Here is a 22794-nt window from a genome sequence, read left to right as displayed (position 1 = left end):
ACCGCAAGCGCGCGCCGGATGAGTCCGGCGCAATCTCCGGCTAGGACCGCACCGCGGACCTCGCCGCATCCCGTGCTCTATGTGCGTTTTGTGCGTTTTGAGCCGAACGGCGGCGCGCATTCAGCTTCTTCAGCCAGATCAGCAGTCCTGTCGCGCTCAGCACGGCGACTGCAATCCCCACCGCGCTAATCAGAATCCGCCCGCCGGGACCAAGGATGCGTCCCGAGTGCAGCGGGAATTGCACCTGCATGAAGATATCGCCGGCCGTTCCCTTGCCGGGGATTTGCACGTCGAGCGGCTTGCCGGTGGCCGCGTCCCAATACATCCACGGATTGCCGAGGCCGATATCGCCGTGATCGTTGCCGGTGGCGTAGAAGCCGACCCCGTACGCGTGCCGGAGCGCCGCGTAGTAGATGCCGCCGGGCGGCACCTTCAGGTTCTGCGCTTTACCCGCGTCGTCAGCCAGTTGCACGATGCGTTCGCGGCTCAGCACCTGATCGCCGGGCTGCGGGGCGCGCAGGATTTCCGGGTTGTTGACCGCATTCGGCGTGAGCGGCGAAAACAGCGATACGATCGACCGCACCACTGGCGCTGCAAGATTCATCGAGACCGACGTCAGCGCGACGATCGCCAGCAAGCCCCAGATCCACACACCGCCCGAGCGGTGCAGGTCGAAGGTGAGCGCATAGCCGCCGCGCCGTACGCGAAACGCGAACGACTTGCGCCATGCCTTGAAGCTCGGAAACGATAGCCACAGCGCGATCGCGCTATCGAACAGCCACACGATCCCAACGATCCCCATCAGCCAGGTGCCGATATCGACGCCGCCGGTAAACGGTAGTTGCAGCGTGTAGTGCAGCTTGTAGACGAACGGAATCAGGTTCAGGCGCGCGAGCGACACGGCGCCCCATTGGCGGCGTCCCAGGATGTCGCCGGTCGCTGGATCGACGGCGATCTGGTTGAAGTCGAGCGGGTAGGGCTGCTGCGTGGCGGGGTCGGTGCGCGGCAGCACCATCATTTGCAAGGTGTGGCCGGGTTCGACGGCGAGCGGCAGATACGTCACCTGGAGCCGCGGATCGGCGGCCTCGACGCGTCGTGCCAGTTCCAGTCCCGAGAGCGCCGTGCCGGAGGTACGCGCCTTGAAGAAGGACGGGTTCAGCGCCGCATCGAGCTCGTGATCCCACGCGATGATCGCGCCGGTGAGGCCGGCGGTGAATAGAAACAGCGCGGTGGCGACGCCGAACCAGCGGTGCAGGCGAACGAAAAACGGCCTCATGCGCGAGCCGGCGGGACAGCAAAGGGAATGTAACGGCGCATCAAAGAAGGTGCGTTATGCAAATGGGAATTATTCGCATCTTATGGAATCGCGTACTCTACCGCAAGTTTTCCGCAAGTGTGACGATGGCCAGAAGCGCTGGCTCTGCGTGAGGCCTGAAGACGGCGGACGAAAAAAAACGGCACCGAGGTGCCGCTTTTTTGCCTGCTTACGCGCCCGGCGATTACACCAGCCGCAGATAAATCAATTCCCGCTTGATATACGCATAGAAAATCGGTGCAGCCACCACGCCGGGGAGGCCGAACGCCGCTTCCATCACGAGCATGGCGATCAGCAGTTCCCAGGCGCGCGCCTCGATCTGTCCGCCGACGATGCGCGCGTTCAGGAAGTACTCCAGCTTGTGAATCAGGATCAGGAACACCAGCGACATGACCGCTGCCGGAAAGCTCACCGACAGCGCCACCGCGACGATGATCGTGTTCGAGATCAGATTGCCGATCACCGGCAACAAGCCGACGATGAACGTCACGAGCACCAGCGTTTTCGACAGCGGCAGCTGATCGTGAAAGATCGGCAGCACCGCCAGCAGGAAGATGCCGGTGAAAGTCGCATTGATCGCGGAAATCTTCACCTGGGCGAACACGATGCGGCGGAAGGCGTCGGCGAAACGGGCCACGCGCGTGACGAAGGCCGTGGACAGCGGCAGCCGCTGCATATGCTTCTGCGCGCCGACCGCGATGATCGCGCCGATGATCATGCCGATCAGAATGTGCGTGAATCCGCGCGCCACCGTCTTGCCGCTTTGCTGCAGCATGTTGGCGTGCGTTTGCATCAACTCGGTCGCCTTCGTCTTCATCTGCTCGGTATCGACCGGCAGATAGTTGGCGATGAATTGCGGAATCCGGCCGCGCGCCTGGTCGATCAACTGCATTGCCTGGTCGAGCAGCTTCTGCACGCTCGGCACGTCATTCTCGAAGTGCTCGATGATCCCGAGCGTCAGCCCCGTCAGCGCACCCACGATCACCACCGAGAGCAGCACCACCGCGAGCCAGCGCGCGCGCTGACTCGACATATGCTGTTCGATGCGCGGCGCGATCATATGCACCAGCTGGAACACGAGCAAGCCCGCGAGCAGCGCGCCGAGCAGCCGCAGTTCGATGACCGCCCACATTCCAATCAGCATCAGCACATAACTGCCGATTTCGACTGCCGACAGCTTCGGCAGGCTCATATCGCTCGTCAGCCTGACCGGGCGTGGGCGTAGGTCCTGCACCTCCCCGTCGTCGCGCGCCTGATTCCGCTTGGCCATGGCTTATTTCCGTCCCCAACCCGTGTTGTGCAGCGTTACTTTTTACTGGCAGTGCGTTCCAGCAAAGGCGCCAGATATTTACCGGTAAAACTTGCCTTCGACTTCGCAACCTGCTCCGGCGTACCTTGCGCGATGATTTGACCGCCGCCCGCTCCGCCTTCAGGGCCAAGATCGATGACCCAGTCGGCAGTTTTGATTACATCGAGATTATGCTCGATGATCACGACGGTATTACCCTGATCTCGTAGTCGATGAATAACTTCCAGCAGCAGCGCGATATCGTGAAAGTGCAGGCCGGTGGTCGGCTCGTCAAGAATATAGAGAGTGCGACCGGTGTCGCGCTTGCTCAGTTCCAAAGATAGTTTGACGCGCTGCGCTTCGCCGCCCGATAACGTGGTGGCCGACTGGCCCAGCCGGATATAGCCCAAGCCCACGTCCAGCAAGGTTTTCAGCTTGCGCGCGACGACCGGAACCGGCTTGAAAAACTCATAAGCGTTCTCGACTGTCATATCGAGGACTTCGCTGATGTTCTTGCCCTTGTACTGCACGTCGAGCGTTTCGCGGTTGTAGCGCTTGCCGTGACAGACGTCACAGGGAACGTACACGTCCGGCAAAAAGTGCATCTCCACTTTCAGCACGCCGTCGCCCTGGCAGGATTCGCAGCGTCCGCCTTTCACGTTGAACGAGAAGCGGCCCGGATCGTAGCCGCGCTCCTTCGACGCCGGCACGCCCGAGAACAGTTCGCGGATCGGCGTGAAGAGACCCGTGTACGTGGCCGGATTCGAGCGCGGCGTGCGGCCGATCGGCGACTGGTCGACGTTGATGACCTTGTCGAAGTGCTCCAGGCCCTCGATCGATTCGTACGGCGCCGGCTCGGTGGACGAGCCGTACAGATGATGCGCGACCGCGTGATACAGCGTGTCGTTGATCAGCGTCGACTTGCCGGAACCGGACACGCCGGTCACGCAGGTCAGCAGACCGATCGGCAGATCGAGCGACACGTGCTGCAGATTGTTGCCGTACGCCTCGACGATGCGCAGACGCCGCTCGTCCGGTTCCTTGCGTTCGTCCGGAAATTCGATGTTGCGGCTGCCGGACATGTACTGTCCGGTCATCGATGCCGCGTTCGCCTCCACCTGCCTTGGCGTGCCTTCGGCGATCACCATGCCGCCGTGTTCGCCCGCGCCCGGCCCCATGTCGACCACGTAATCGGCCATACGGATCATGTCTTCGTCGTGCTCGACGACGATCACCGAGTTGCCCAGATCGCGCAGATGCTTGAGTGTGGCGATCAGCCGGTCGTTGTCGCGCTGATGCAGACCGATCGATGGCTCGTCCAGCACGTACATCACGCCGGTCAAACCCGAGCCGATCTGCGAGGCGAGGCGAATGCGCTGCGCCTCGCCGCCCGACAGCGTTTCCGCGCTGCGTTCGAGCGACAAATAATCGAGCCCGACGTTATTCAGGAACATCAGCCGCGCGACGATTTCCTTGACGACCTTGTCAGCGATCTCGCGCTTCGAGCCTTCGAGCCGCAGCGTCTGGAAATAGCCGAGCGCATCGCGCAGCGGCCAGCCGCTGATTTCGAAGATGCCGCGCGCGTCGCCATCCGCGCCGATCCGCACGAAACGCGCTTCGCGGCGCAGCCGGGTGCCGGCACAGGCCGGACACGGCTGGTTGTTCTGGTACTTGGCGAGTTCTTCGCGCACCGCGACCGAATCGGTCTCGCGGTAACGCCGTTCCAGATTCGGAATGATCCCTTCGAAGACATGCTCGCGCACCGAAGTGCGGCCGCGTTCGTTGATGTACGAGAACGGAATCTCCTGCTTGCCCGAACCGAACAGCAGGATTTTGCGGACTTTTTCCTGCAGATCTTCGACGGCCGTGTCGATGTCGAACTCGTAGAACGCCGCGAGACTTTGCAGCATCTGGAAGTAAAACTGGTTGCGCCGGTCCCAGCCCTTCACCGCGCCGGCCGCGAGCGACAGCGACGGATGTGCGACTACCCGCTTCGGATCGAAGAAAGTGATCTGGCCGAGGCCGTCGCACTCCGGGCACGCGCCCATCGGGTTGTTGAACGAGAAGAGGCGCGGCTCCAACTCCTGCAGCGAATACGAGCAGATCGGACAGGCGAACTTCGAGCTGAACAGATGCTCCTTGTCCGACTCCATTTCGAGTGCGATCGCGCGGCCGTCGGCGAGACGCAGCGCCGTTTCGAACGATTCGGCGAGACGCTGCTTCATATCGCCGCGCACCTTCAGACGGTCGACTACGACATCGATCGTGTGCTTGTCGTTTTTCTTGAGCTTCGGCAGCGAGTCGACTTCATAGATTTTCGCGACGCCTTCGTTCGCGGTGCCGCCGCCCGAGCGGACGCGAAAGCGGATAAAGCCCTGCGCCTGCATTTCCTCGAACAGTTCGACGTGCTCGCCTTTGCGGTTCGCCACCACGGGCGCGAGGATCATCAATTTGGTCTCTTCCGGCAACGCCAGCGCCGCGTCGACCATCTGCGAGACGCTTTGCGCTTCCAGCGGAATTTCGTGGTCAGGACAGTAGGGCGTGCCGACCCGTGCGAACAGCAGCCGCAAATAGTCGTGAATTTCGGTGACGGTGCCGACCGTGGAGCGCGGATTGTGAGAGGTCGCTTTCTGCTCGATCGAGATTGCTGGGGACAGCCCTTCGATCAGATCGACGTCCGGCTTTTCCATCAATTGCAGGAATTGGCGTGCGTAGGCGGAGAGACTTTCGACGTAACGCCGCTGTCCTTCCGCATAGAGCGTGTCGAACGCAAGCGACGATTTGCCCGAGCCGGATAGGCCCGTTATCACGACAAGCTTGTGACGTGGGAGGTCGAGATTGACGTTCTTCAGGTTGTGGGTACGAGCCCCACGGATACGGATTTGTTCCACGCGTTATTCCATGACCTGGCGGAAAGAGGAAGAGGCTAAACCTGCTACTATAACGACTTTTCAAGACCGCCGTTACGGCTTCCTGACAGCCCGAACAAGGTGCGAGGCAAGCTGTAAGGCTGCGGTTCAGCGCTGCGGGGATGGTTCTAACTGGAGCCATTTTTCGCGAGTACAAGGCACAGCGAGGCACCGGCGGGAGTGCAGCAAGGCCGCCGGTCCAGCGCCGCGCCGCATGCTTTCCGCCGCCTTGCGGTACGCCGCCCGGCTGCAGCCGCCTCGCGGGGCGGGCCGCCTGCGGTATGCAGTCCAGCTCATTCAAAGAACGCTCCCGATGTCCAATCCATCCGCTACATCCTCACGCATGAGCGCGCCTGAACTGCGCGCGACCGTGTCGCTTGCCGCCATCTTCGCGCTGCGCATGCTCGGTCTCTTCATGATCATGCCGGTGTTCTCGATCTACGCGAAGACCATCCCGGGCGGCGACAACGTACTGCTGGTCGGCATCGCGCTGGGCGCGTACGGCGTGACGCAGTCGATGCTGTACATCTTCTATGGCTGGGTTTCCGACAAGGTTGGCCGCAAGCCGGTCATTGCGACCGGGTTGTTGATCTTCGCGCTCGGCAGCTTCATCGCGGCGGGCGCGCACGACATGACGTGGATCATCGTCGGGCGGGTGATTCAGGGGATGGGTGCGGTGTCGTCGGCGGTGATCGCCTTTATCGCCGACCTCACCGCTGAAGAGCATCGCACCAAGGCGATGGCGATGGTCGGCGGCAGCATTGGTGTTTCCTTTGCGGTAGCCATTGTCGGTGCGCCGATCGTATTCCAGTGGCTCGGTATGAGCGGGCTGTTTACGCTGGTCGGCATCTTCTCGATTCTGGCGGTCGGCGTGGTGCTGTGGGTCGTGCCCGATGCGCCCAAGCCGGTGCACGTGCGCGCGCCGTTCGCCGAAGTGCTGCACAACGTCGAACTGCTGCGCCTGAACTTCGGCGTGCTGGTGCTGCATGCGACGCAAACCGCGTTGTTCCTCGTGGTGCCGCGCATTCTCGAAGCCGGCGGCCTGCCGGTCGCGTCGCATTGGAAAGTGTATTTGCCGGTAATGGGCCTCTCATTCGTGATGATGGTCCCGGCGATCATCGCTGCTGAAAAACGCGGGAAAATGAAAATCGTGCTGCTGTCCGCCATCGGTCTTATCCTGATCGGACAGTTGTTGTTGGGCGTCGCACCGCATACGATTCTGAGTGTGGCGGCGATCCTTTTTGTCTACTTTCTCGGCTTCAATATTCTTGAAGCATCGCAGCCTTCGCTGGTGTCGAAACTGGCGCCGGGAACCCGCAAGGGCGCGGCTGCCGGCGTGTACAACACCACGCAGTCGATCGGTCTGGCACTGGGCGGGATGATCGGCGGCTGGCTGCTGAAAGTGGATGGGCAAAGCGCCGTTTTCTTTACTTGTTCGGGGCTTGTTTTGTGCTGGCTTATAATCGCCGCAAACATGAAACAGCCGCCGCGCAAGGCGTAGCAGGGTCTAAGGACTCACCCCAGAACTCACCCGGCGGCGGGCTGAGGCGCAGTTCTGGTCTCGGGCCTGCCGGCCATGAGATGCGAACCGTGCGTTGCCGCGCCGCCCGCAATGGAATCAACAGGAGAAACTCATGGCATCCGTGAACAAGGTCATTCTCGTCGGCAACCTCGGAGCCGATCCGGAAGTCCGTTATCTTCCGAGCGGCGACGCAGTGGCGAACATCCGCCTTGCGACGACGGACCGGTACAAGGACAAGGCGTCCGGCGAATTCAAGGAAGCAACCGAATGGCATCGCGTGTCGTTTTTCGGCCGCCTTGCTGAAATCGTGGCCGAATATCTGAAGAAGGGCTCGTCGGTGTATCTGGAAGGGCGCATCCGCACCCGTAAGTGGCAGGCGCAGGACGGCACCGACCGTTACTCGACGGAAATCATCGCCGAGCAGATGCAAATGCTGGGCGGCCGCGGCGGATCGATGGGCGGCGGCGGTGGTGACGAAGGCGGTTACAGTCGAGGCGAGCCGTCGGAGCGTAGCGGCGGCGGTGGCCGTGCGGCGTCGGGCGGTGGTGCCTCGCGCGGCGGCAGCGGCGGTGGTGGTTCGAGCCGTCCGAGCGCGCCGGCTGGTGGTGGGTTTGATGAGATGGATGACGATATTCCGTTCTGAGGTCTCGTAACCGAAAATCGTAAAGATCAACCCCGCCTTTGTGCGGGGTTTTTTTATTGCGGGCTGAGGTTGGTTTTTTTTCATTCGCCGCGAAGGCAAACAGAACGAGGCCACCACCGCAGGCACACAGCCAAAGGCGAACGGACCAAACAAACCCCATCACCGCCTAAGGTGAGGTTGTGACCAACGCTAGGGCATTGCGAGGAGCAATCAACCCAACGCTAAGAAAAATCACACACAACCAGAATCCTACGACCCGATGTCCTTCGGATAATCACCGGCGGGAGCAGGCTCGCCAGGCCAAGTCGACGCGATCGCCGCAGCGGTATAAACGCGCAACAATCGCCGAGGCTCATCCGTAGCACTCCCGTATTCCTGCAATGGGCCTTGAGCGGCCTGTTGCCAATGCTGTCTGGAAGTTGATGTATCGCAAACGTACGTGCCATCGACCATAAAGTTTCAGGCAATCCCGCCGTAGACCATCTATGTGGCGTTCACTTAAATTTTTGCCGAATCAGTTGCGGACCCGGCCGAATGGACCTGGGCGCAGCACGCGTGGCCGAAGCTGTTTTTCTGGGCATTCGTCCAGGCAGCCCAACGGAGACAAGCCCAAATGCTGAAAAATCTGTCGATTCGTACCTGCGTCACGGTGATGGTGGTGTTCTTTTTCGTCGTGCTGCTAGTCGGCGCCGCCGCGGGGCTACTGTCGTTGCGCTCGAGCAACGCGTCGCTGCAGCAGATGTACACCGTGGACACGCCGGCCGTTGCCGACCTGGAAGGCAGCGCCGGACAACTGCTGCGACTGCGCCTGGCACTGGCGACATACGCATCGCTGATCGACCTGAACGATCAGGACGGTGCGAACGTGGTGCTCAAGCGCTTTGATCAGTACCAGAAAGTATCCAACGAACGCCTCGCCCACTATATGAGCCACGCGAGTTCGGATGCCGATGAGCAACGTCTCATCAATGACATGCAGGACAAACGCGATACGTTCCTGCACGAAGGCGTCGAGCCGGCGTTGACCGCGTTGAAGTCCGGCGACAGGACCGCATTTCAGCAATTGCAGGCGCACAAACTGCCATCGCTCTACAGCGCGTACGAAAAGGCGATGCTTGCGCTTGAACAATTGCAACTCGATCATGGCGCGCAGCGCTATCAGGATGCACAGAACCTGTTCTACGCAATCTGTATTGCGGTTGCGATCGGTATGGTGGTGTCGCTGCTGGGTTCGTGGGTCGGACGTGCGGTGCTGGTGCGTGCGATTGTCAGTCCCGTCGACGCGACAATTTCACAGTTTCAGCGGATGGCTGACGGTGACCTGACGAGCCAGATCGTCGTGACCAGCAACAACGAAATGGGGCGGCTGGCCGCGGCATTGTCCAAGATGCAGGACTCGTTGATCGCCACGGTGAACACCGTGCGTCAGGGGACTGAATCCATCGATACGGGCGTAAGCGAGATTGCCGCGGGCAATGCCGATTTGTCGCAACGTACCGAGGAGCAAGCCGCATCGCTGGAGGAGACGGCGGCCAGCATCGAACAACTGACCTCGACGGTCAAGCAGACCGCCGACAACGCGAAGCAGGCGAGTTCGCTGGCGCAAGGTGCGTCGAGTCTGGCTGCTCAGGGCGGCGACCTCACGGAACAGGTGGTGGGCACGATGCACGGCATCGTCGACGACTCGCGGCGGATTGCCGACATTGTCGGCGTGATCGAGGGGATCGCTTTCCAGACCAATATTCTGGCGCTGAACGCGGCGGTTGAGGCGGCGCGCGCGGGCGAGCAGGGGCGTGGGTTTGCGGTGGTGGCGAGCGAGGTGCGGTCGTTGGCGCAGCGAAGTGCCGCGGCGGCCAAAGAGATCAAGGGGTTGATCGACGCATCGACTGCGCGGGTGCAGGCGGGCTCGCAACTGGTCGAACGATCGGGGTCGACGATGACCGAGATTGTTGACGCGATTGCTCGCGTGAGTTCGATTATGAGTGAGATTGCCGCTGCCGCGATTGAGCAGAGTACTGGAATCGATCAGGTTAATCTTGCTGTCGCGCAGATGGATGAAGTTACGCAACAGAATGCAGCGCTTGTTGAGCAGGCCGCGGCGGCGGCTAGTTCGCTTGAGGAGCAGGCTCGGAGGTTGACTTCGGTGGTGGCTGTCTTTCAGACAGGAAGTGGTTCTTCTTCCTCTTCTTCTTTCGCCGGTCGGCGGGGTGGTTCTGTGGCTGCGCCGGGGCAGTTTGAGTCTGGTGAAGTTATTGCGGGTTGAAGTTGGATTTTTTGCCTGCGCGGCGCTATGGTTGTGTGCCTACGGTGTTGGTTTTTTCTTTTCTTATTGGTTTATTAGCGTTGCCCCTGTGCGGGGCGGCACCTACTTTTCTTTGCCGGCCGCAAAGAAAAGTAGGCAAAAGAAAGCGGCTCAAACCGCTAGCTCTTAAGTGGGCCCCCTGGCTTGGAGGGGATAGTGGTGCATCTGGAATCAGTGTTCTCGCACACTCCGCGCTGGTGACAAGGCAGTCATCCTTCCGGCGGCGCTACGCGCGCCGTAGCGGTACTTCACAAAACCGTCGGGTGCTTTTGTGCCGGCGGTTATCAAGTGTAACGGCTTGCCTTTGCTGCGCTAGCGTCACTCGCGACTGCGTTCCTTTGCTCCGCTGCCGTAACTTGCAGCCGCATTTCGTTCGGCGAAGTGGCCCGCACTTCCACATTTCAGGCACGTCGCCGAGGCGAAGCCGATGGCCCCCACCGCACGAAGAATCACCCACTGGTTTCTCTCGCAGACCGTCCCGGCGAGCATGCAGTGCGAGGCGGGAAGAATGATGCCGGAAGCGCATACCGCCAGTTGGTGTTGAGAAGTACCGCGTCGGCGCGCGAAGCGCCGCCGGAAGTATGACTGCCTTGTCACCAGCGGGGAGTGTGCGAGAACACCGATTCCAGATGCTCCACTGCCTCCTCCAAGCCAGGGGACCCGCTTAAGAATTAGTGGTTTGAGCCCGGCTTTCTTTTGCCTACTTTTCTTTGCGGCACGGCAGGCAAAGAAAAGTAGGGGCCCCCCGCACAGGGGCAACGCTAATAAACCAAAAAGAAAAGAAAGGCCACCGCCGCAGGCAAACAGACATAAAGCACCACGTAGGCAAAAAAAAACAAAAAAATCCCAATGCCATAGGCAAACAGACAACCCCACCGGAAGGGCAAAAACCAACCCCCTCACTGCATGGCAGCATAATACTTAGCCAAACTATCAATCTCGTCAGGCGTCATCTGCCTGACCACATTCCGCATCTGTTCATTGATATCGTTATGCCGGGCTCCGGAAGCAAACGCCCGCATCTGCGCAGCGAGATAAACAGACGACTGCCCGCCAAGCCAGGGCGCTGCCCCCTTGCGATCCAACTGCCCATGGCAAGCAGCACAAGGGGCAATATTCCGCAGCGGATCCCCTTGCATAGCAAGCTTTACCGCCGTAGCGTCCGGCTTCGCGCCAGAGGGCAAAACCTCAGCAGCGCCAGCCCGCGGCAGCGAAGCATAATACGCCGCCAGATCATGCAAATCCTGCTCGCTGCGAGCGGCAATAATCGGCTGCATGACCGCGTTCTGACGCAGGCCCATCTGATAGTCACGCAACTCCTTATAGGCCACATCGGCGTACTGCCCGGCCAACGCAGGCGCCGTCACCTGCACCGTGCCTTGCACGCCATGACACATCGAGCAATTCTGCGTCGCAATCGTCGCGCCGCGGCCAATGGAATTCGCGTCGGCACGCACGCTCCGCAATGGTGGCAACACCACCACGTCGCTAGGCGCGGTTCCGCCAACGTTGCCGCCGCCACCATACCAACTCGATGGCACACCAGCGGCGCTGCAAATCGTCGCCCACAAACCGCGTTCGCTGAAAGCGCTATTCGCTGAAGGCAACCAGATAAACCCAATCAGAATCCCGGCAACGGCAATCGCAAGCGTGCCGCCGACACTCACCGTGAACCACGGGTTGCGCAAGCTGAAGACGCGTTCCTGACTCATCGCTGCGCTCCGACGACAACTGCCGGCACCGACGTCTGCGGCAGTTTGAGCAACTGAACGATCGGCACACTGTAGTTGACAACCGTCAGCCCGATCATCAACGCCACCCACAAGCCGAAACTATTGAGTGCGGCCGGTACGCGCTCCACCGGCTGCACGGCGCTCGCGAAGCGGAAGCTCTGCTGCTGCACCGCCGGCCCGAATTGCGATTTCGCCAGGATATAGATGAACAGCACGCCGGACACGACCAGGATCAGCCCACCCACCGCCGACATCCCCACCCAGAACGCTTGCGATTCGATTCCCGGCGCGTTGTAGTCGTAATACGCCATACGGCGCGGCGCACCCAGCAAGCCAACGTAATGCCACGGCAGCGTCACCACCATCATGCCGATGAACCACAGCCACAATTGCGTACGAATCAGGCGCGCCGAGCCGATCGCGCGGCCGGTCAATTGCGGCCACAGTTCATACGCGATTGCGAAGTACATGATCACAATCGCACCACCGAAAATCAGGTGGAAGTGCCCGGTCACCCACTGTGTGTTGTGTATCGTCGAGTTCAGCTGGTAGCTCATGTTGATCAGGCCGCCCGCGCCGCCGAGACCCAGCATCATGAACGAGAACGCGATCACCAGCATCATCGGGTTCTGCCATGGCAATGCAGTCAGCCACCCGAACGCACCCGTGCCGCCGCGCAGCCGTCCCGCGATTTCCACCGACGCGCAGATCGTGAACACCGTCAGCAACGTCGGCACCGACACCATGCCGGTGAACACCGCATGCAGGAACTTGAAGCCCGAGCCGACCTGCGGGTCGGCGAACAGATGGTGAATGCCGATCGGCATCGCGAACACGAGGAACAGGATGAACGACACGCGCGCCATCGAGTCGCTATAAAGCCGCCCTCCGATCGCGCGCGGCACCAGCGTGTAATACGCGATGTAGGCAGGGATCAGCCAGAAGTAGACGATCGCGTGCAGCGTCCATGAAAACAGCACGCGCGAGAGACCGGCGTCGATCGTGTTGGTGAGACCGAACGCGACCGGCAAGATCTGGAAGAGGATTTCGAGTGCGGCGCCGACCGCGGTCCATGCCCATAGATACGCGCCAGCGACGTTGGCGAACATCGCGAGCGGTACGGGTTTGCCGGGATTGGCGCGTTTCCAGACACGCAGATTCACATGCATCAACGCGACCCAGATCCACGAGCCGACCACCACCAGCACCACGCCGAGGTAATAGAACGGACTGCCGATCATCGGTGGATAGAAGGTGTAGAGCACTGAGGCCTGGCCGAGCGCGACCGGGACCATCGCCATCACGGCGCCGACCGCCAGCATGATGAACGCGGCCCACGCCCATTTGAGGCCGACGAGCCGCTGCGCGAGCGCGAGTTCGACGATCGCGTAGCCGAAACCCATCGAAACCAAAGTAGGCAGCACGTAGGCCATCACCGTGCCATGCGCGGTCACCGATCGATAATAGAGTTCGGGGTCGCCGACCCACGGCAGCAGCGGGCTGCGTACCAGCATTTGCCAGGCGCCGAGCAACAGCGCGATCAGAAAGGTGATGAAGGCGAGCCAGAAATGCGCGAGAACAAGTCGCTTAGCGTGAAACACAGCTGAGTCTCCGTGATTGTCGGGCTTGCTCGAAGAATGCGGCTTTGTCGATCACCTTCACATGCGCCCACATGGCCTGGTGGCCGAAGCCGCAGAACTCGTGGCACGGCATCAGGTGATCGGCGGGTTTGTCGAAGCGGGTGTTCAGGGTGGCGACGTAGCCGGGCACGACCATCGTGTTGATGTTGGTGTCGGTGACGAGCAGGCCGTGCACGACGTCGGCGCTGGTCGTGCGCATCGTGATCGGCGTATCGGCGGGCACCAGCAGACATTGCGGCGTGAACGAATACTGCTGCGCGATGAAGCGCACGACCACCGAGCCGTCCGCCTGGACGGCGGTGCCGAGATTGTCTTCGACGAATTCGCCGGACAGTTGCAGGCGCGAGGGATCGATTGTTTCGACCCGCGACGGCGGCATCATCGCCCAATGCAGCCCGGAGAACACGACGACGGCCAGCATCAGCACGATCAGCGCGACGGCGAAGGTCGCCCAGCGGCGCTCGGCGCGTAGGGCGACCGCGTGGCCGCCGCCGGGTTGGTGAGGAGACTCAGTCGACATGATCAGTGAATGACGCCGCGCGGCAAAAAGATAAGGAAGTAGAAGCCGAACCAGATCGCCATGACGATCAGCGCAGCGACGCCTGCCACGGCGATCGCTCCATGCGGGCCGGCGGCAACGACGCGTTCCACCTCGTCATCGGTGGGTGGGGCCGCGCTGTGGGTGTCGTTCGCTTCCATCTAAGGATTCTCCGGTGCAGCGGTTCAGGCGCCGTGTAGTGCGGTGTGGTGCCGTGCGGCGACGACGCGGCATCAGCCAGGCTGCTACGCAGTGCGCCTCGAAAAACAAAGGGCGAAGCACGCACACGCGGCCGCCACAGCAGCTTCAATGCAGCCGCGTTAATACAGCGTCAATGCAGCGGCGCCTTACGCAACTCGTTGACCTCGCGGGACGTCACCGGTTTGCCGTGATTACCCCACGCAGTGCGGATATACGTGACGACGGCGGCGGCATCGGTGTCGTTCAGTTCCTGACCGAACGGCGGCATGCCGTACGGCTCCGGATTACGCGTGGTGCCGGGCGGGAAGCCGCCGTTCAGCACGATGCGGATCGGGTTGACCGCTGAATCCATTTCGATCGACTGGTTGCCGGCCAGCGGCGGGTAATGCTGCAACTGGCCCTCGCCTTTGGCGCCATGGCACAGCGCGCACTTGTCGGCGTAAATTTCTTCGCCGAGCGCGAACACGTTGGTGTTGGTCGGCGCGGACGGGCCGGACTTGCGGCCGCGGTCGTTGTCCGGCAGCGTCTTCAGATAGACGGCCATTGCCTTGACGTCGTCGTCCGTCATGTACTGGAGGCTGTGATACGTGACCTCCGCCATTGGGCCGTACACGGCGCCGCGATCGGAGATGCCTGCTTGCAGCAGGTCGACGATGTCCTTGATGGTCCAGTCGCCGAGGCCGCCGTCCTTGTCGGACGTAAGCGAAGGCGCATACCAGTTCTGCACCGGAATCAGGCCGCCGGCGAACTGCTCACGCTGCGACGAGCCGCCGAGCATGTTGATTTTCGTGTGACACATCGTGCAGTGCCCGAGCCCTTCGACCAGATACGCGCCACGATTCCATTCGACCGACTTCGTCGGATCCGGCTGGAACTCGCCTTCGCGGAAATACAGCGTGCGCCAGCCAAGCAGCAGCTTGCGCTGATTGAACGGGAATCTAAGCTGATGCGCGCGATTCGGCTCGCGCACCGGCGGCACGGTTTTCAGATACGCGAAGATCGCGTTGGAGTCCTCGCGCGTGACCTTGGTGTATTGCGCGATGGGCATGGCCGGGTAGAGCAGCTTGCCGTCCGGCAGCGTGCCCGTGCGCATCATCTTGAAGAAGGCTTCCTCGCTCCATGTGCCGATACCGTACTGCGCGTCCGGGCTGATGTTCGGCGAATAGAGCGTGCCGAACGGCGTTTCCATCGCGAGACCGCCGCCGAACAGTTTGCCGCGCGGCGCAGTATGGCAGGCGACGCAGTCGCCGGCACGCGCGAGGTACTCACCGCGCTTGACGATGTCGGGGCGGGCGTCTGATTTGTCGCCAGCGGCGGGCGTTGCTTCGGCAGCTCGGGCCTCAGCGATCAGCAGTGAATACGGCGCGATCGAAAACGCGGCGCTTGTGGTCACGATCAGGCCGGCTACCAGCATGCCGGTCATGAGCGACGCGGCGGCGCGGCGGCCCTTCGTCGTGACACACGAAACGGTGTGAATGGCGCGGAGGATCGGCTTCATTGCGGTTGGCTCCCGCAGGCGAGAGGCAGCCGTTCACCGGACGCCGGTGCGGGCCGTGGGTCGGCCGGTCGCGGCTGGCGCGCGAGCCAGCTCGACACCGCGGTGATGTCCTTGTCGGTCAGCTTGACGGCGATCGCATGCATGCAGTCCGGCGCGAGCGCGTGACGCGTGCCCGAGCGCCACGTGCCCATCTGTCCGGCGATGTAACTCGCATGCAGGCCGAGCAGGCCCGGAATGCCCGGCTGCGTGCCGGTCATGTGCGCGCCGTGGCACGCGATGCAGGCCGGTATCTTACGCGCCGGGTCGCCCTGCGTGACGAGACGCTGGCCGGCTGCGAGCACCGCCGGCGCGACTGCGGCGTGGTCGGAGTTGGGATAGGGCGGTTGCAGGTCGGCGAAGTACTGGCTGATCTTGCGCAGGTAATCGTCCGGCAGAAAGGCGAGCAGATAGCCCATCGGTGGATAGGTGCGGCCGCCGTCGCGAAACGCGCTCAACTGGTTGAACAGGTAGTCGGCCGGTTTGCCGGCGATACGCGGGAAGTAATCGTTGTTCAGACCCTGGCCTTGCACGCCGTGGCACGAAGTGCAGGCACGCACACGCTCGTCCATGGCCGAGGGCATGGTGCCTGGCGCGTCAGTGGCCGCGAACGCCGCGCCGCTCCACATGACGTAAAACACAAACAGAATCGAAGATCCGATAGTTCTACGCTGCACGCCAAGCCTCGTCGGGGAACGTGTTTTTCTCGATTTATTTCTCATGCATTCGATGACCAATGCATGACAACCCTGCCAATTCTTCTTTTATAACGACTGCATGAACAGCAAATCGGAACGGACTTATTTGGGGCGCGGTGTTGAACCGATACGGCGACGCAATTGCTTGATTAGAACGATCATCTGCCTGAATACGCCGGTGGGTGGCGGTTTTCGGGCTGCGGGATTGAGTGTTTGTTACGTCTGGCAGCAGGTAAAAGGTTGCGGGAATTTATCCGGTGCGTCAATAGAATACGAAAGGCAAATCGGTCGGGTACGTGATCATCATAGGCGGCGCATGGAGTGCTTTCAACACTGCCATTGCGCATGGTTTGAGTTTGGGCAACATCGTGAAATGCGATCGATACCTGATTCGCGACCTGCGTCGAGGTACAGGAGTCGAACTGTATGAGTCGACTCGCATGTGGCAACGCAGTGTGCGTCAGCTGAAGAGCCGCATCAACGCCGTGCGTGCGTTGCTCACACGTTCGCTTTCGCCGATTCGCCCCGGCAACAGATGAAACTCGACCGCCGGCAGTGGCGGCAGGCCGACACTCGGCGGACAGGCTACCACGCCCGGACCGATCGACGATTCGTTCAGGCAGGAAATGCCCAGCCCTGCCTTCAGCGCCAGTTGCAAACCCGCGACCCCGGAAGCGGAATGCGACACCAGATACGGCACCTTGCGCTCGTCGAGAAGCTTCACGACGAAGCGCTGCAACTGGCAGCTCGACGGCAGCAACACCAGCGGATAGGGCGCGGCCGGCCGCGGGCTGGCGTCGGCGGCGCTGACCCACAACAGTTTCTCGCGGCGCACGACCGTACTTTGCGCACTGGCGGTGGCGCCGGCGCGCTGTCGGGCGGGCCGGTTGCCGGGCGTAACGAGCCGCAGTGACAGGCCGATGTCGAACGACGTGTCGTCTGCGGCGCTGCTGTCGATTACTGCGCTCGGCAGCACGGTGACGTGCAGTTTCAGGCGCGGGTGCTGCTCCGAAAAGGTCTTGAGAATGCGCGCGATATCGTGCGGACGGTAGTAGTCCGTGATGGCGATGCGCAGTTCGCCGTCGAGCGAGCGGCCTTGGAGGTCTTCGAACGCTGCCTCGCTCATTGCGAGAATGCGGCGCGCGTGATCGAGAAGGCGGCTGCCCGCTGGTGTAGCGGTGACGCCCTGTTTGCTGCGCACGAAGAGCGGCTGGCCGGCGCGCTCCTCCAGTTTCTTCAACTGCTCGCTCACCGATGACTGCGACAGGAACACCCGCTCCGCGCCCGCCGAGACGCTGCCCGACTCAGCGACGGCGACGAAGGTCCGCAACTGGGTCAGATCAAATCCACGTTGGCTCATGATTCGGTATATCCGATACAAGTCATCTGATTTTCCGGCTTTTCCGATGGTTAGCCCAGCCGTAGGATACCTCCAATTCATTTTGCGGAGGGATGTCATGGAAAACGAATCGGATGCATCCGGGCGGGCGTCGGGCGAGCGCGCAGCGAGTCATCGGTGGAAGGTGCTGGGGGTCGGCTTTGCGGCGAACGCGAGTTTCTCGGCGGCGTTTTCAGGCATTCCGACGACTGCCGTATTTTTGCGCTCGGGCTATCACCTGAACAACGGTGGCCTCGGGCTGGTGCTCGGGATGCTCGGGCTGGGCATCGCAGTCAGCGAATTGCCTTGGGGATTGCTTACCGATCGTTGGGGCGACCGTCGCGTGCTGTTGCTCGGACTCGGTGCGACGGCTGCAGCGCTGGCGGCGATGGCATTGTTCGTGGTGCCGGCCGGCACTCACGTGCCGGGCGTTTCGATGCTCGCGCTCGGGTTGTTGCTGGTCGGCTTGCTCGGCGGCAGCGTCAACGGTTCGAGCGGCCGGGCAGTGATGGCCTGGTTTCGCGAGGGTGAACGTGGCCTCGCGATGAGTATTCGCCAGACCGCAGTGCCGGCGGGCGGCGGGCTCGGCGCGCTGATGTTGCCCGCGCTCGCGTCGAAGTTCGGCTTTGCGAGCGTGTACGCCGTGCTCGCTTTGGCGTGTGCGATGACCGCTGCGTTTGCATGGCGCTGGCTGCATGAACCATCGTATGCCGACGCGGAGGGCGCGGGCGCTCCTCATGGCAAAGCAGTTTTGGGCGGAGCGTCGGCGAGCGTTTCTCCGTTACGCGACATCGGCATCTGGCGCGTAGCGCTCGGCAGCGGTGTGCTGTGCGTGCCGCAGATCGCTGTCGTGACGTTCGGGACAGTCTTTCTCCACGATTTCAGCCGTGCCGGCGTGCTGGCGATCAGCGCGACAATGGCTGCCGTGCAAACCGGCGCTGCGATCGCGCGGGTCTGGAGCGGCGGCTGGACCGACCGGCGCGGCAATCGCCGTGCTTACATGCGTGCTTGCAGTGTGTTGACCGCGGGGTTGTTCGCGTCGCTCGCTCTGGTGACGGCGGTAGCCGGCATGCAGCACGCGGCGATGACCGCGGTGTTCGCACTGATGATCGCGCTGGGCGGTGTGTGCGCTTCCGCATGGCACGGCGTCGCCTTCACGGAACTTGCGACGCTCGCGCGTACGAGTCGCGCCGGCACCGCGCTGGCGATGGGCAATACCTGCGTCTTTCTCACGCTATTCCTGACGCCGCTGGCGATTCCACCGTTGTTGTCGGTAGGCTCGTGGTCGATGGTGTGGGCGGTCGCCAGTGTATGTGCGCTGATTGCGTTGCCAGTGTTTCCGCGCGCGGCTCGTGTTGCCAGGGTGGGGACGGCGCGGGCTTGAGATGCAGCAGAATGGCGAGATAGAACTTTTCGCCGGCTTCGGTTTTGCTAGGACGGTGAATAGGCCGGGCGTTTATCCGCAGATCGTCGAGCCAAAAGTACAGTCTAAAAAGCGCTCGAAAATCCATTGCGCATAAATTATGTATTCCTATTCTGATAGAACCGTCATGGTCTATCAGATTTTCTCCCGGATTCGGAACATTCCGATTTCCGCAATTTCGTAGCGGTGGTTTTATGGCCGCCCCTGGCTCTCCGTCTGAAGCTAAGGGGCCGCTGGAAGCATGTGCGGCGCGATCTGCATTATGCCTACGCGCGTGCTGAAAACACCTACAACAAACGGGAGAAATCATAGTGAACCTTCGAGTCATTCTGGCGGACGATCATCCCTTTGTCCTGATCGGCGTTCGTGCTGCGCTGGACATGCATCCCGGCGTCACAATTGTAGGTGAGGCTGCCACGCCAACTTCTTTGATCGAACTTTTGCAGAGTACGCCATGCGATGTGCTCGTCACCGACTTCGCGATGCCCGAGGCATCCGGTGCAGTCGAAGACGGCCTACGGCTAATCAGGCGAATCCGGCATGGCTGGCCATCGCTGCGCATTGTGGTGATGACGACTCTGACGAATACCGCGATCTTGCGCGCCATCGTGTCAGACGGCGCAGTCAGCGCGCTAAGCAAAATGGAAGCAATGGATGAACTGTGGCAGGCGATTCGGGCGAGTGGCAACGGTGAGATCCACATCGGCCGCTCGATAGTCGAAGCGCTTGCTCATCCCCAACGCGAAGAGTGCGACCTGCCGCCGATTCTGCGTTTGCCTCAACGACAGGCGGAAATCATAAGAATGTTCGTGCGTGGTCAGTCGATCTCTGAGATTGCCGCAGCGCTCGGATGCCATCGCCGCACCATTAGCCGACAGAAGCGCGACGCGATGGCCAAGCTTGGTGTCGTCAACGACCCCGGTCTGTTTGCTTATGTCCGGGCGCATGGGTTGCATGAATGTTAGATCGTATATCTAAGCCATTCTCTGGTTGAGAAAAATCGATTAATTCGGAGCGATCTTATTCCTATTGGCAGAGGAACGTTCAATGATCGCGACAGGACCCGTTCCTCCGAAGAGAGCGACGGGAATTCAAGGTACGGGGGAGAAAAAGAAGATGAACGACAACGTTGACATAAGTAAACCTATTCGTACCATCATTGCAGACGATCATCCGCTTGTTCTGCTGGCGATCGAAAATCTGATGGCGGGTTATCCGAACATGCAGATCGTCGGTCGCGCGGCAGACGCCACGGAGCTTTTCATGGAAGTCGACCGAATTCCGTGCGACCTCGTTCTGATGGACCTTTACATGCCAGGCGGCTTTTACGGCGACCGGCTGGAATCCGTCAGACAGTTCAAGGTGCGGTACCCCGGTGTCGCGCTCGTCGTACTCACCATGGAGACTGATGCTGACGCGTTAAAAAAGGTCATCGCGCTCGGCGTGGATGGGCTGGTGAGCAAGCGGGACCGGATCGATCTGATTCACGTCGCAGTGGTCACGGCTCTCGCGCGCGATTGCTATCTCGGGCCAGCGGTTCGCTCGCTGATCGACGACGCGACGGTGGCGCAGCGGCGCGATTTTGTCCGGCAGATATTGTCGCGCCGCGAACTGGAGGTGTTCACCCAATACGCCTCCGGACTCGGCGTAACGGAGATCGCTGCGCGGGTGGGGCGCAGCGTCAAGACGATCAGCGCGCAGAAATGTACTGCGATGCGCAAGCTCGACCTCCACAGCGACGCGGAGTTGTTCCGCTTCGCCGTCGAATACGGCGTAGTGCCTGACGATCGCGGGCAAAACCGGCGCTGAGCCGGTGAGGCGTCGTGCCGCGCAGGCAGTGCGACAAACAAAAGATGCGCTTGGTATCGCCTGGGGATGCACATTGCGTGCAGGGCGTGCCAGCTGATATGACAACAACAAAATGACACAGAAGATCCGCGTCATCGTGGCCGACGATCATGCCTGCGTTCGCCTTGGCGTCATCCGTCTGCTGCAAGCCGTGCCGCACGTCGAGATAGTCGGCGAGGCGGCCGATACCGAAACTTTGGCTGAACTGCTCGACGCGCATGCGTGCGACATCGTCGTGTCGGACATCGGCATGCCGGGCATTCATGGTGGCAACAACGCTGTGTCGTTCCTGCGCCGGCTATTGCGGGTTCGGCCTTATCCCTGCGTCGTCGTATTGACGATGATCTGCCACGCGCACGTGCTTTCGGGCCTGTTGCATATCGGTGTGGCCGGCATCGTCGACAAACGTGACACCCCGACGGCGTTGATCGACGCGATCAACGCCGTCGTTGCCGGCGACATCTATCTGTCGGATCAAGCGCGCATCGCAATCGAAGCAGCCGAGACTCCGCCGCAACCTCGCATGGGTGTGCTGAGCGCGCGCGAATGGGAGGTCTTCCAGCTCTATGTGCAAGGCTTCGCGGTCTACGAGATCGCGGCGCGCCTGCAGCGCAGCGGCAAGACCATCAGCACGCAGAAGCGGAGTGCGATGCGCAAGCTCGGCCTTGAAACGGAAAACGACCTCATCGAATATGCGAGACAGATAGGGCTGACCTGACAGGCTTGTGAGAACAACCAACACGTTTCTGCCGATAATTCTTAAGAATTTCGGAATCGTCTGATTGGTCGCGCGGCCTCGCCATTCCATAGTTCCTGATTAACGGCGGCTCCTTGCGCACTCATCCGACGACACGCTTCATTTCGTCATGCTGAGCGGAACTGAGCTGCTAACCAATCTAAGCAGAAGGCTCGTGGTTCTAACGCGGCGCCGCCTGCCTTGTGGGCAAATGATCGGACTGGGAGGCGGGATGGTGGCGCTAGGTAAGGGGTTGTTGGTGGAGGGCGCCGGAACGGCTTGGCTAGTGTTTGTCGGTTGCGGCAGCATCGTATTGAACAGCGGCGCCGTCCAGCAGGGTTACGGTGTGCTCGATGTGTCGCTGGCGTTCGGTTTGGCGTTGGCCACGGCCAATTACATGTTCGGCGGTATCTCCGGCGCGCATTTCAACCCGGCTGTCACGGTCGGCTTCGCGATCGCGCAACGCTTCCCGATTCGGGATCTGTTGCCCTACCTTGCCGCCCAAATTCTCGGGGCGATTGCCGGTGCAGCCCTATTGGCTTATGTGGCGAGCGGCCGACCCGGCTTCGAACTGGCCGCGAGCGAGTTCGGCGCGAATGGTTTCGGCGCTCACTCTCCTTCTGACTATCAATTTCACTCGGCGCTTGCAATCGAGCTTGCGTTGTCGTTCGTTTTCGTCAGTGTAAGTCTGATGGTGAGCGACCGGCGAAGCTTGAAACCGATCGCGCCGCTCGTCATCGGCGCATGTCTGATGCTCGTCTATATGGTGTCGATTCCGATCACCAATGGCTCGATCAATCCCGCTCGCTCAACCGGCCAGGCGTTGTTCGTCGGCGACTGGGCACTCGACCAGCTCTGGTTGTTCTGGGCCGCGCCTATGTCTGGCGGCGTCGCCGCAGGTGCCCTGTTCTCGCTTCTGCGGGGCAAGTCGGCCGGCCGCCCCGCGGCGCCCTCCAGCGAGCACGGCGAGACCGTGTGAGCGCCGCGTCACAGCATTTCCTGGAATCCCCTATGAAGCTCCAACACGGTGTCGCCATGAGCCGGGCGCTACGACGCGTATCGCGGTGGCTGATTGTCGTGTTCGCG

General features: G+C 61.4%; 18 protein-coding genes and 1 pseudogene. 8 read left to right on the top strand and 11 right to left on the bottom strand.

The genetic code is table 11. From position 1 onward, the window contains the following. Positions 1–40: 40 nt before the first annotated feature. From WN982_RS18130 to uvrA, 3 genes are all read right to left on the bottom strand, one after another. Complete coding sequence (locus WN982_RS18130) at positions 41–1276, bottom strand: PepSY-associated TM helix domain-containing protein (RefSeq protein ID WP_341313289.1); 1236 nt, start codon at positions 1274–1276, stop codon at positions 41–43. Between the two features lie 223 nt (positions 1277–1499). Then, a complete protein-coding gene (locus WN982_RS18125; protein ID WP_341313288.1) occupies positions 1500–2585 on the bottom strand; it encodes an AI-2E family transporter in 1086 nt (361 codons plus the stop codon). 35 nt (positions 2586–2620) lie between these two features. Continuing rightward, a complete protein-coding gene (uvrA, locus tag WN982_RS18120) occupies positions 2621–5494 on the bottom strand; it encodes an excinuclease ABC subunit UvrA (RefSeq protein WP_341313287.1) in 2874 nt (957 codons plus the stop codon). Positions 5495–5825: 331 nt separating this feature from the next. Here uvrA and WN982_RS18115 point away from each other — a divergent pair, with 331 nt between their 5' ends. Both WN982_RS18115 and WN982_RS18110 read left to right on the top strand, forming a co-directional pair. After that, positions 5826–7013, top strand: a complete 1188-nt coding sequence (locus tag WN982_RS18115) for an MFS transporter (protein WP_341313286.1) — start codon at positions 5826–5828, stop codon at positions 7011–7013. 133 nt (positions 7014–7146) lie between these two features. Beyond that, positions 7147–7677, top strand: coding sequence for a single-stranded DNA-binding protein (locus tag WN982_RS18110; protein WP_341313285.1), 531 nt, complete (start codon positions 7147–7149; stop codon positions 7675–7677). A 169-nt stretch (positions 7678–7846) separates the two neighbouring features. On the opposite strand, the pseudogene WN982_RS18105 reads toward WN982_RS18110, so the two are convergent. Beyond that, positions 7847–8058, bottom strand: a pseudogene (locus tag WN982_RS18105) (hypothetical protein); the annotation flags it as partial. A gap of 232 nt (positions 8059–8290) precedes the next feature. Between WN982_RS18105 and WN982_RS18100 the strand changes: the two are divergent. Next, positions 8291–9940 carry a methyl-accepting chemotaxis protein gene (locus WN982_RS18100; RefSeq protein WP_341313284.1) on the top strand — a complete coding sequence of 550 codons (1650 nt, stop codon included), beginning with the start codon at positions 8291–8293 and terminating at the stop codon, positions 9938–9940. Between the two features lie 938 nt (positions 9941–10878). Here WN982_RS18100 and WN982_RS18095 read toward each other — a convergent pair. From WN982_RS18095 to WN982_RS18065, 7 genes are all read right to left on the bottom strand, one after another. Further along, the gene (locus tag WN982_RS18095; RefSeq protein ID WP_341313283.1) at positions 10879–11691 is read right to left on the bottom strand and encodes a c-type cytochrome; all 813 of its coding nucleotides are present in this window, start codon (positions 11689–11691) and stop codon (positions 10879–10881) included. Beyond that, positions 11688–13313 carry a b(o/a)3-type cytochrome-c oxidase subunit 1 gene (locus tag WN982_RS18090; protein WP_341313282.1) on the bottom strand — a complete coding sequence of 542 codons (1626 nt, stop codon included), beginning with the start codon at positions 13311–13313 and terminating at the stop codon, positions 11688–11690. Before WN982_RS18090 ends, WN982_RS18095 begins: the two co-directional genes overlap by 4 nt. Then, the gene (locus tag WN982_RS18085) at positions 13300–13872 is read right to left on the bottom strand and encodes a cytochrome C oxidase subunit II (RefSeq protein ID WP_341313281.1); all 573 of its coding nucleotides are present in this window, start codon (positions 13870–13872) and stop codon (positions 13300–13302) included. Before WN982_RS18085 ends, WN982_RS18090 begins: the two co-directional genes overlap by 14 nt. A gap of 2 nt (positions 13873–13874) precedes the next feature. Then, positions 13875–14051: a hypothetical protein gene (locus tag WN982_RS18080; protein ID WP_341313280.1), complete on the bottom strand. Its 177-nt coding sequence runs from the start codon at positions 14049–14051 to the stop codon at positions 13875–13877. Positions 14052–14221: 170 nt separating this feature from the next. Next, on the bottom strand, positions 14222–15505 hold the full coding sequence (locus WN982_RS18075) for a cytochrome c (RefSeq protein WP_341315836.1): 1284 nt from the start codon (positions 15503–15505) through the stop codon (positions 14222–14224). Positions 15506–15585: 80 nt separating this feature from the next. Further along, positions 15586–16302: a c-type cytochrome gene (locus WN982_RS18070; RefSeq protein ID WP_341313279.1), complete on the bottom strand. Its 717-nt coding sequence runs from the start codon at positions 16300–16302 to the stop codon at positions 15586–15588. 481 nt (positions 16303–16783) lie between these two features. Beyond that, complete coding sequence (locus tag WN982_RS18065; protein WP_341313278.1) at positions 16784–17683, bottom strand: LysR family transcriptional regulator; 900 nt, start codon at positions 17681–17683, stop codon at positions 16784–16786. A 97-nt stretch (positions 17684–17780) separates the two neighbouring features. Between WN982_RS18065 and WN982_RS18060 the strand changes: the two genes are divergently transcribed. The 5 genes from WN982_RS18060 to aqpZ all read left to right on the top strand — a co-directional run bounded on the left by WN982_RS18060 (position 17781) and on the right by aqpZ (position 22687). Next, positions 17781–19085 carry an MFS transporter gene (locus tag WN982_RS18060; protein WP_341313277.1) on the top strand — a complete coding sequence of 435 codons (1305 nt, stop codon included), beginning with the start codon at positions 17781–17783 and terminating at the stop codon, positions 19083–19085. A 350-nt stretch (positions 19086–19435) separates the two neighbouring features. After that, on the top strand, positions 19436–20089 hold the full coding sequence (locus tag WN982_RS18055) for a response regulator transcription factor (RefSeq protein WP_341313276.1): 654 nt from the start codon (positions 19436–19438) through the stop codon (positions 20087–20089). Positions 20090–20240: 151 nt separating this feature from the next. Next, the gene (locus WN982_RS18050) at positions 20241–20933 is read left to right on the top strand and encodes a response regulator transcription factor (RefSeq protein ID WP_341313275.1); all 693 of its coding nucleotides are present in this window, start codon (positions 20241–20243) and stop codon (positions 20931–20933) included. 112 nt (positions 20934–21045) lie between these two features. Continuing rightward, positions 21046–21690: a response regulator transcription factor gene (locus tag WN982_RS18045; RefSeq protein ID WP_341313274.1), complete on the top strand. Its 645-nt coding sequence runs from the start codon at positions 21046–21048 to the stop codon at positions 21688–21690. A gap of 250 nt (positions 21691–21940) precedes the next feature. Beyond that, on the top strand, positions 21941–22687 hold the full coding sequence (gene aqpZ, locus WN982_RS18040) for an aquaporin Z (RefSeq protein ID WP_341315835.1): 747 nt from the start codon (positions 21941–21943) through the stop codon (positions 22685–22687). Positions 22688–22794: the final 107 nt, after the last annotated feature.

It is taken from the genome of Paraburkholderia sp. IMGN_8, assembly GCF_038050405.1.
Taxonomy (GTDB): domain Bacteria; phylum Pseudomonadota; class Gammaproteobacteria; order Burkholderiales; family Burkholderiaceae; genus Paraburkholderia.
The sequence above is the reverse complement of the archived record's forward strand: the minus strand, read 5'-3'. Positions and strand labels throughout refer to the sequence as shown.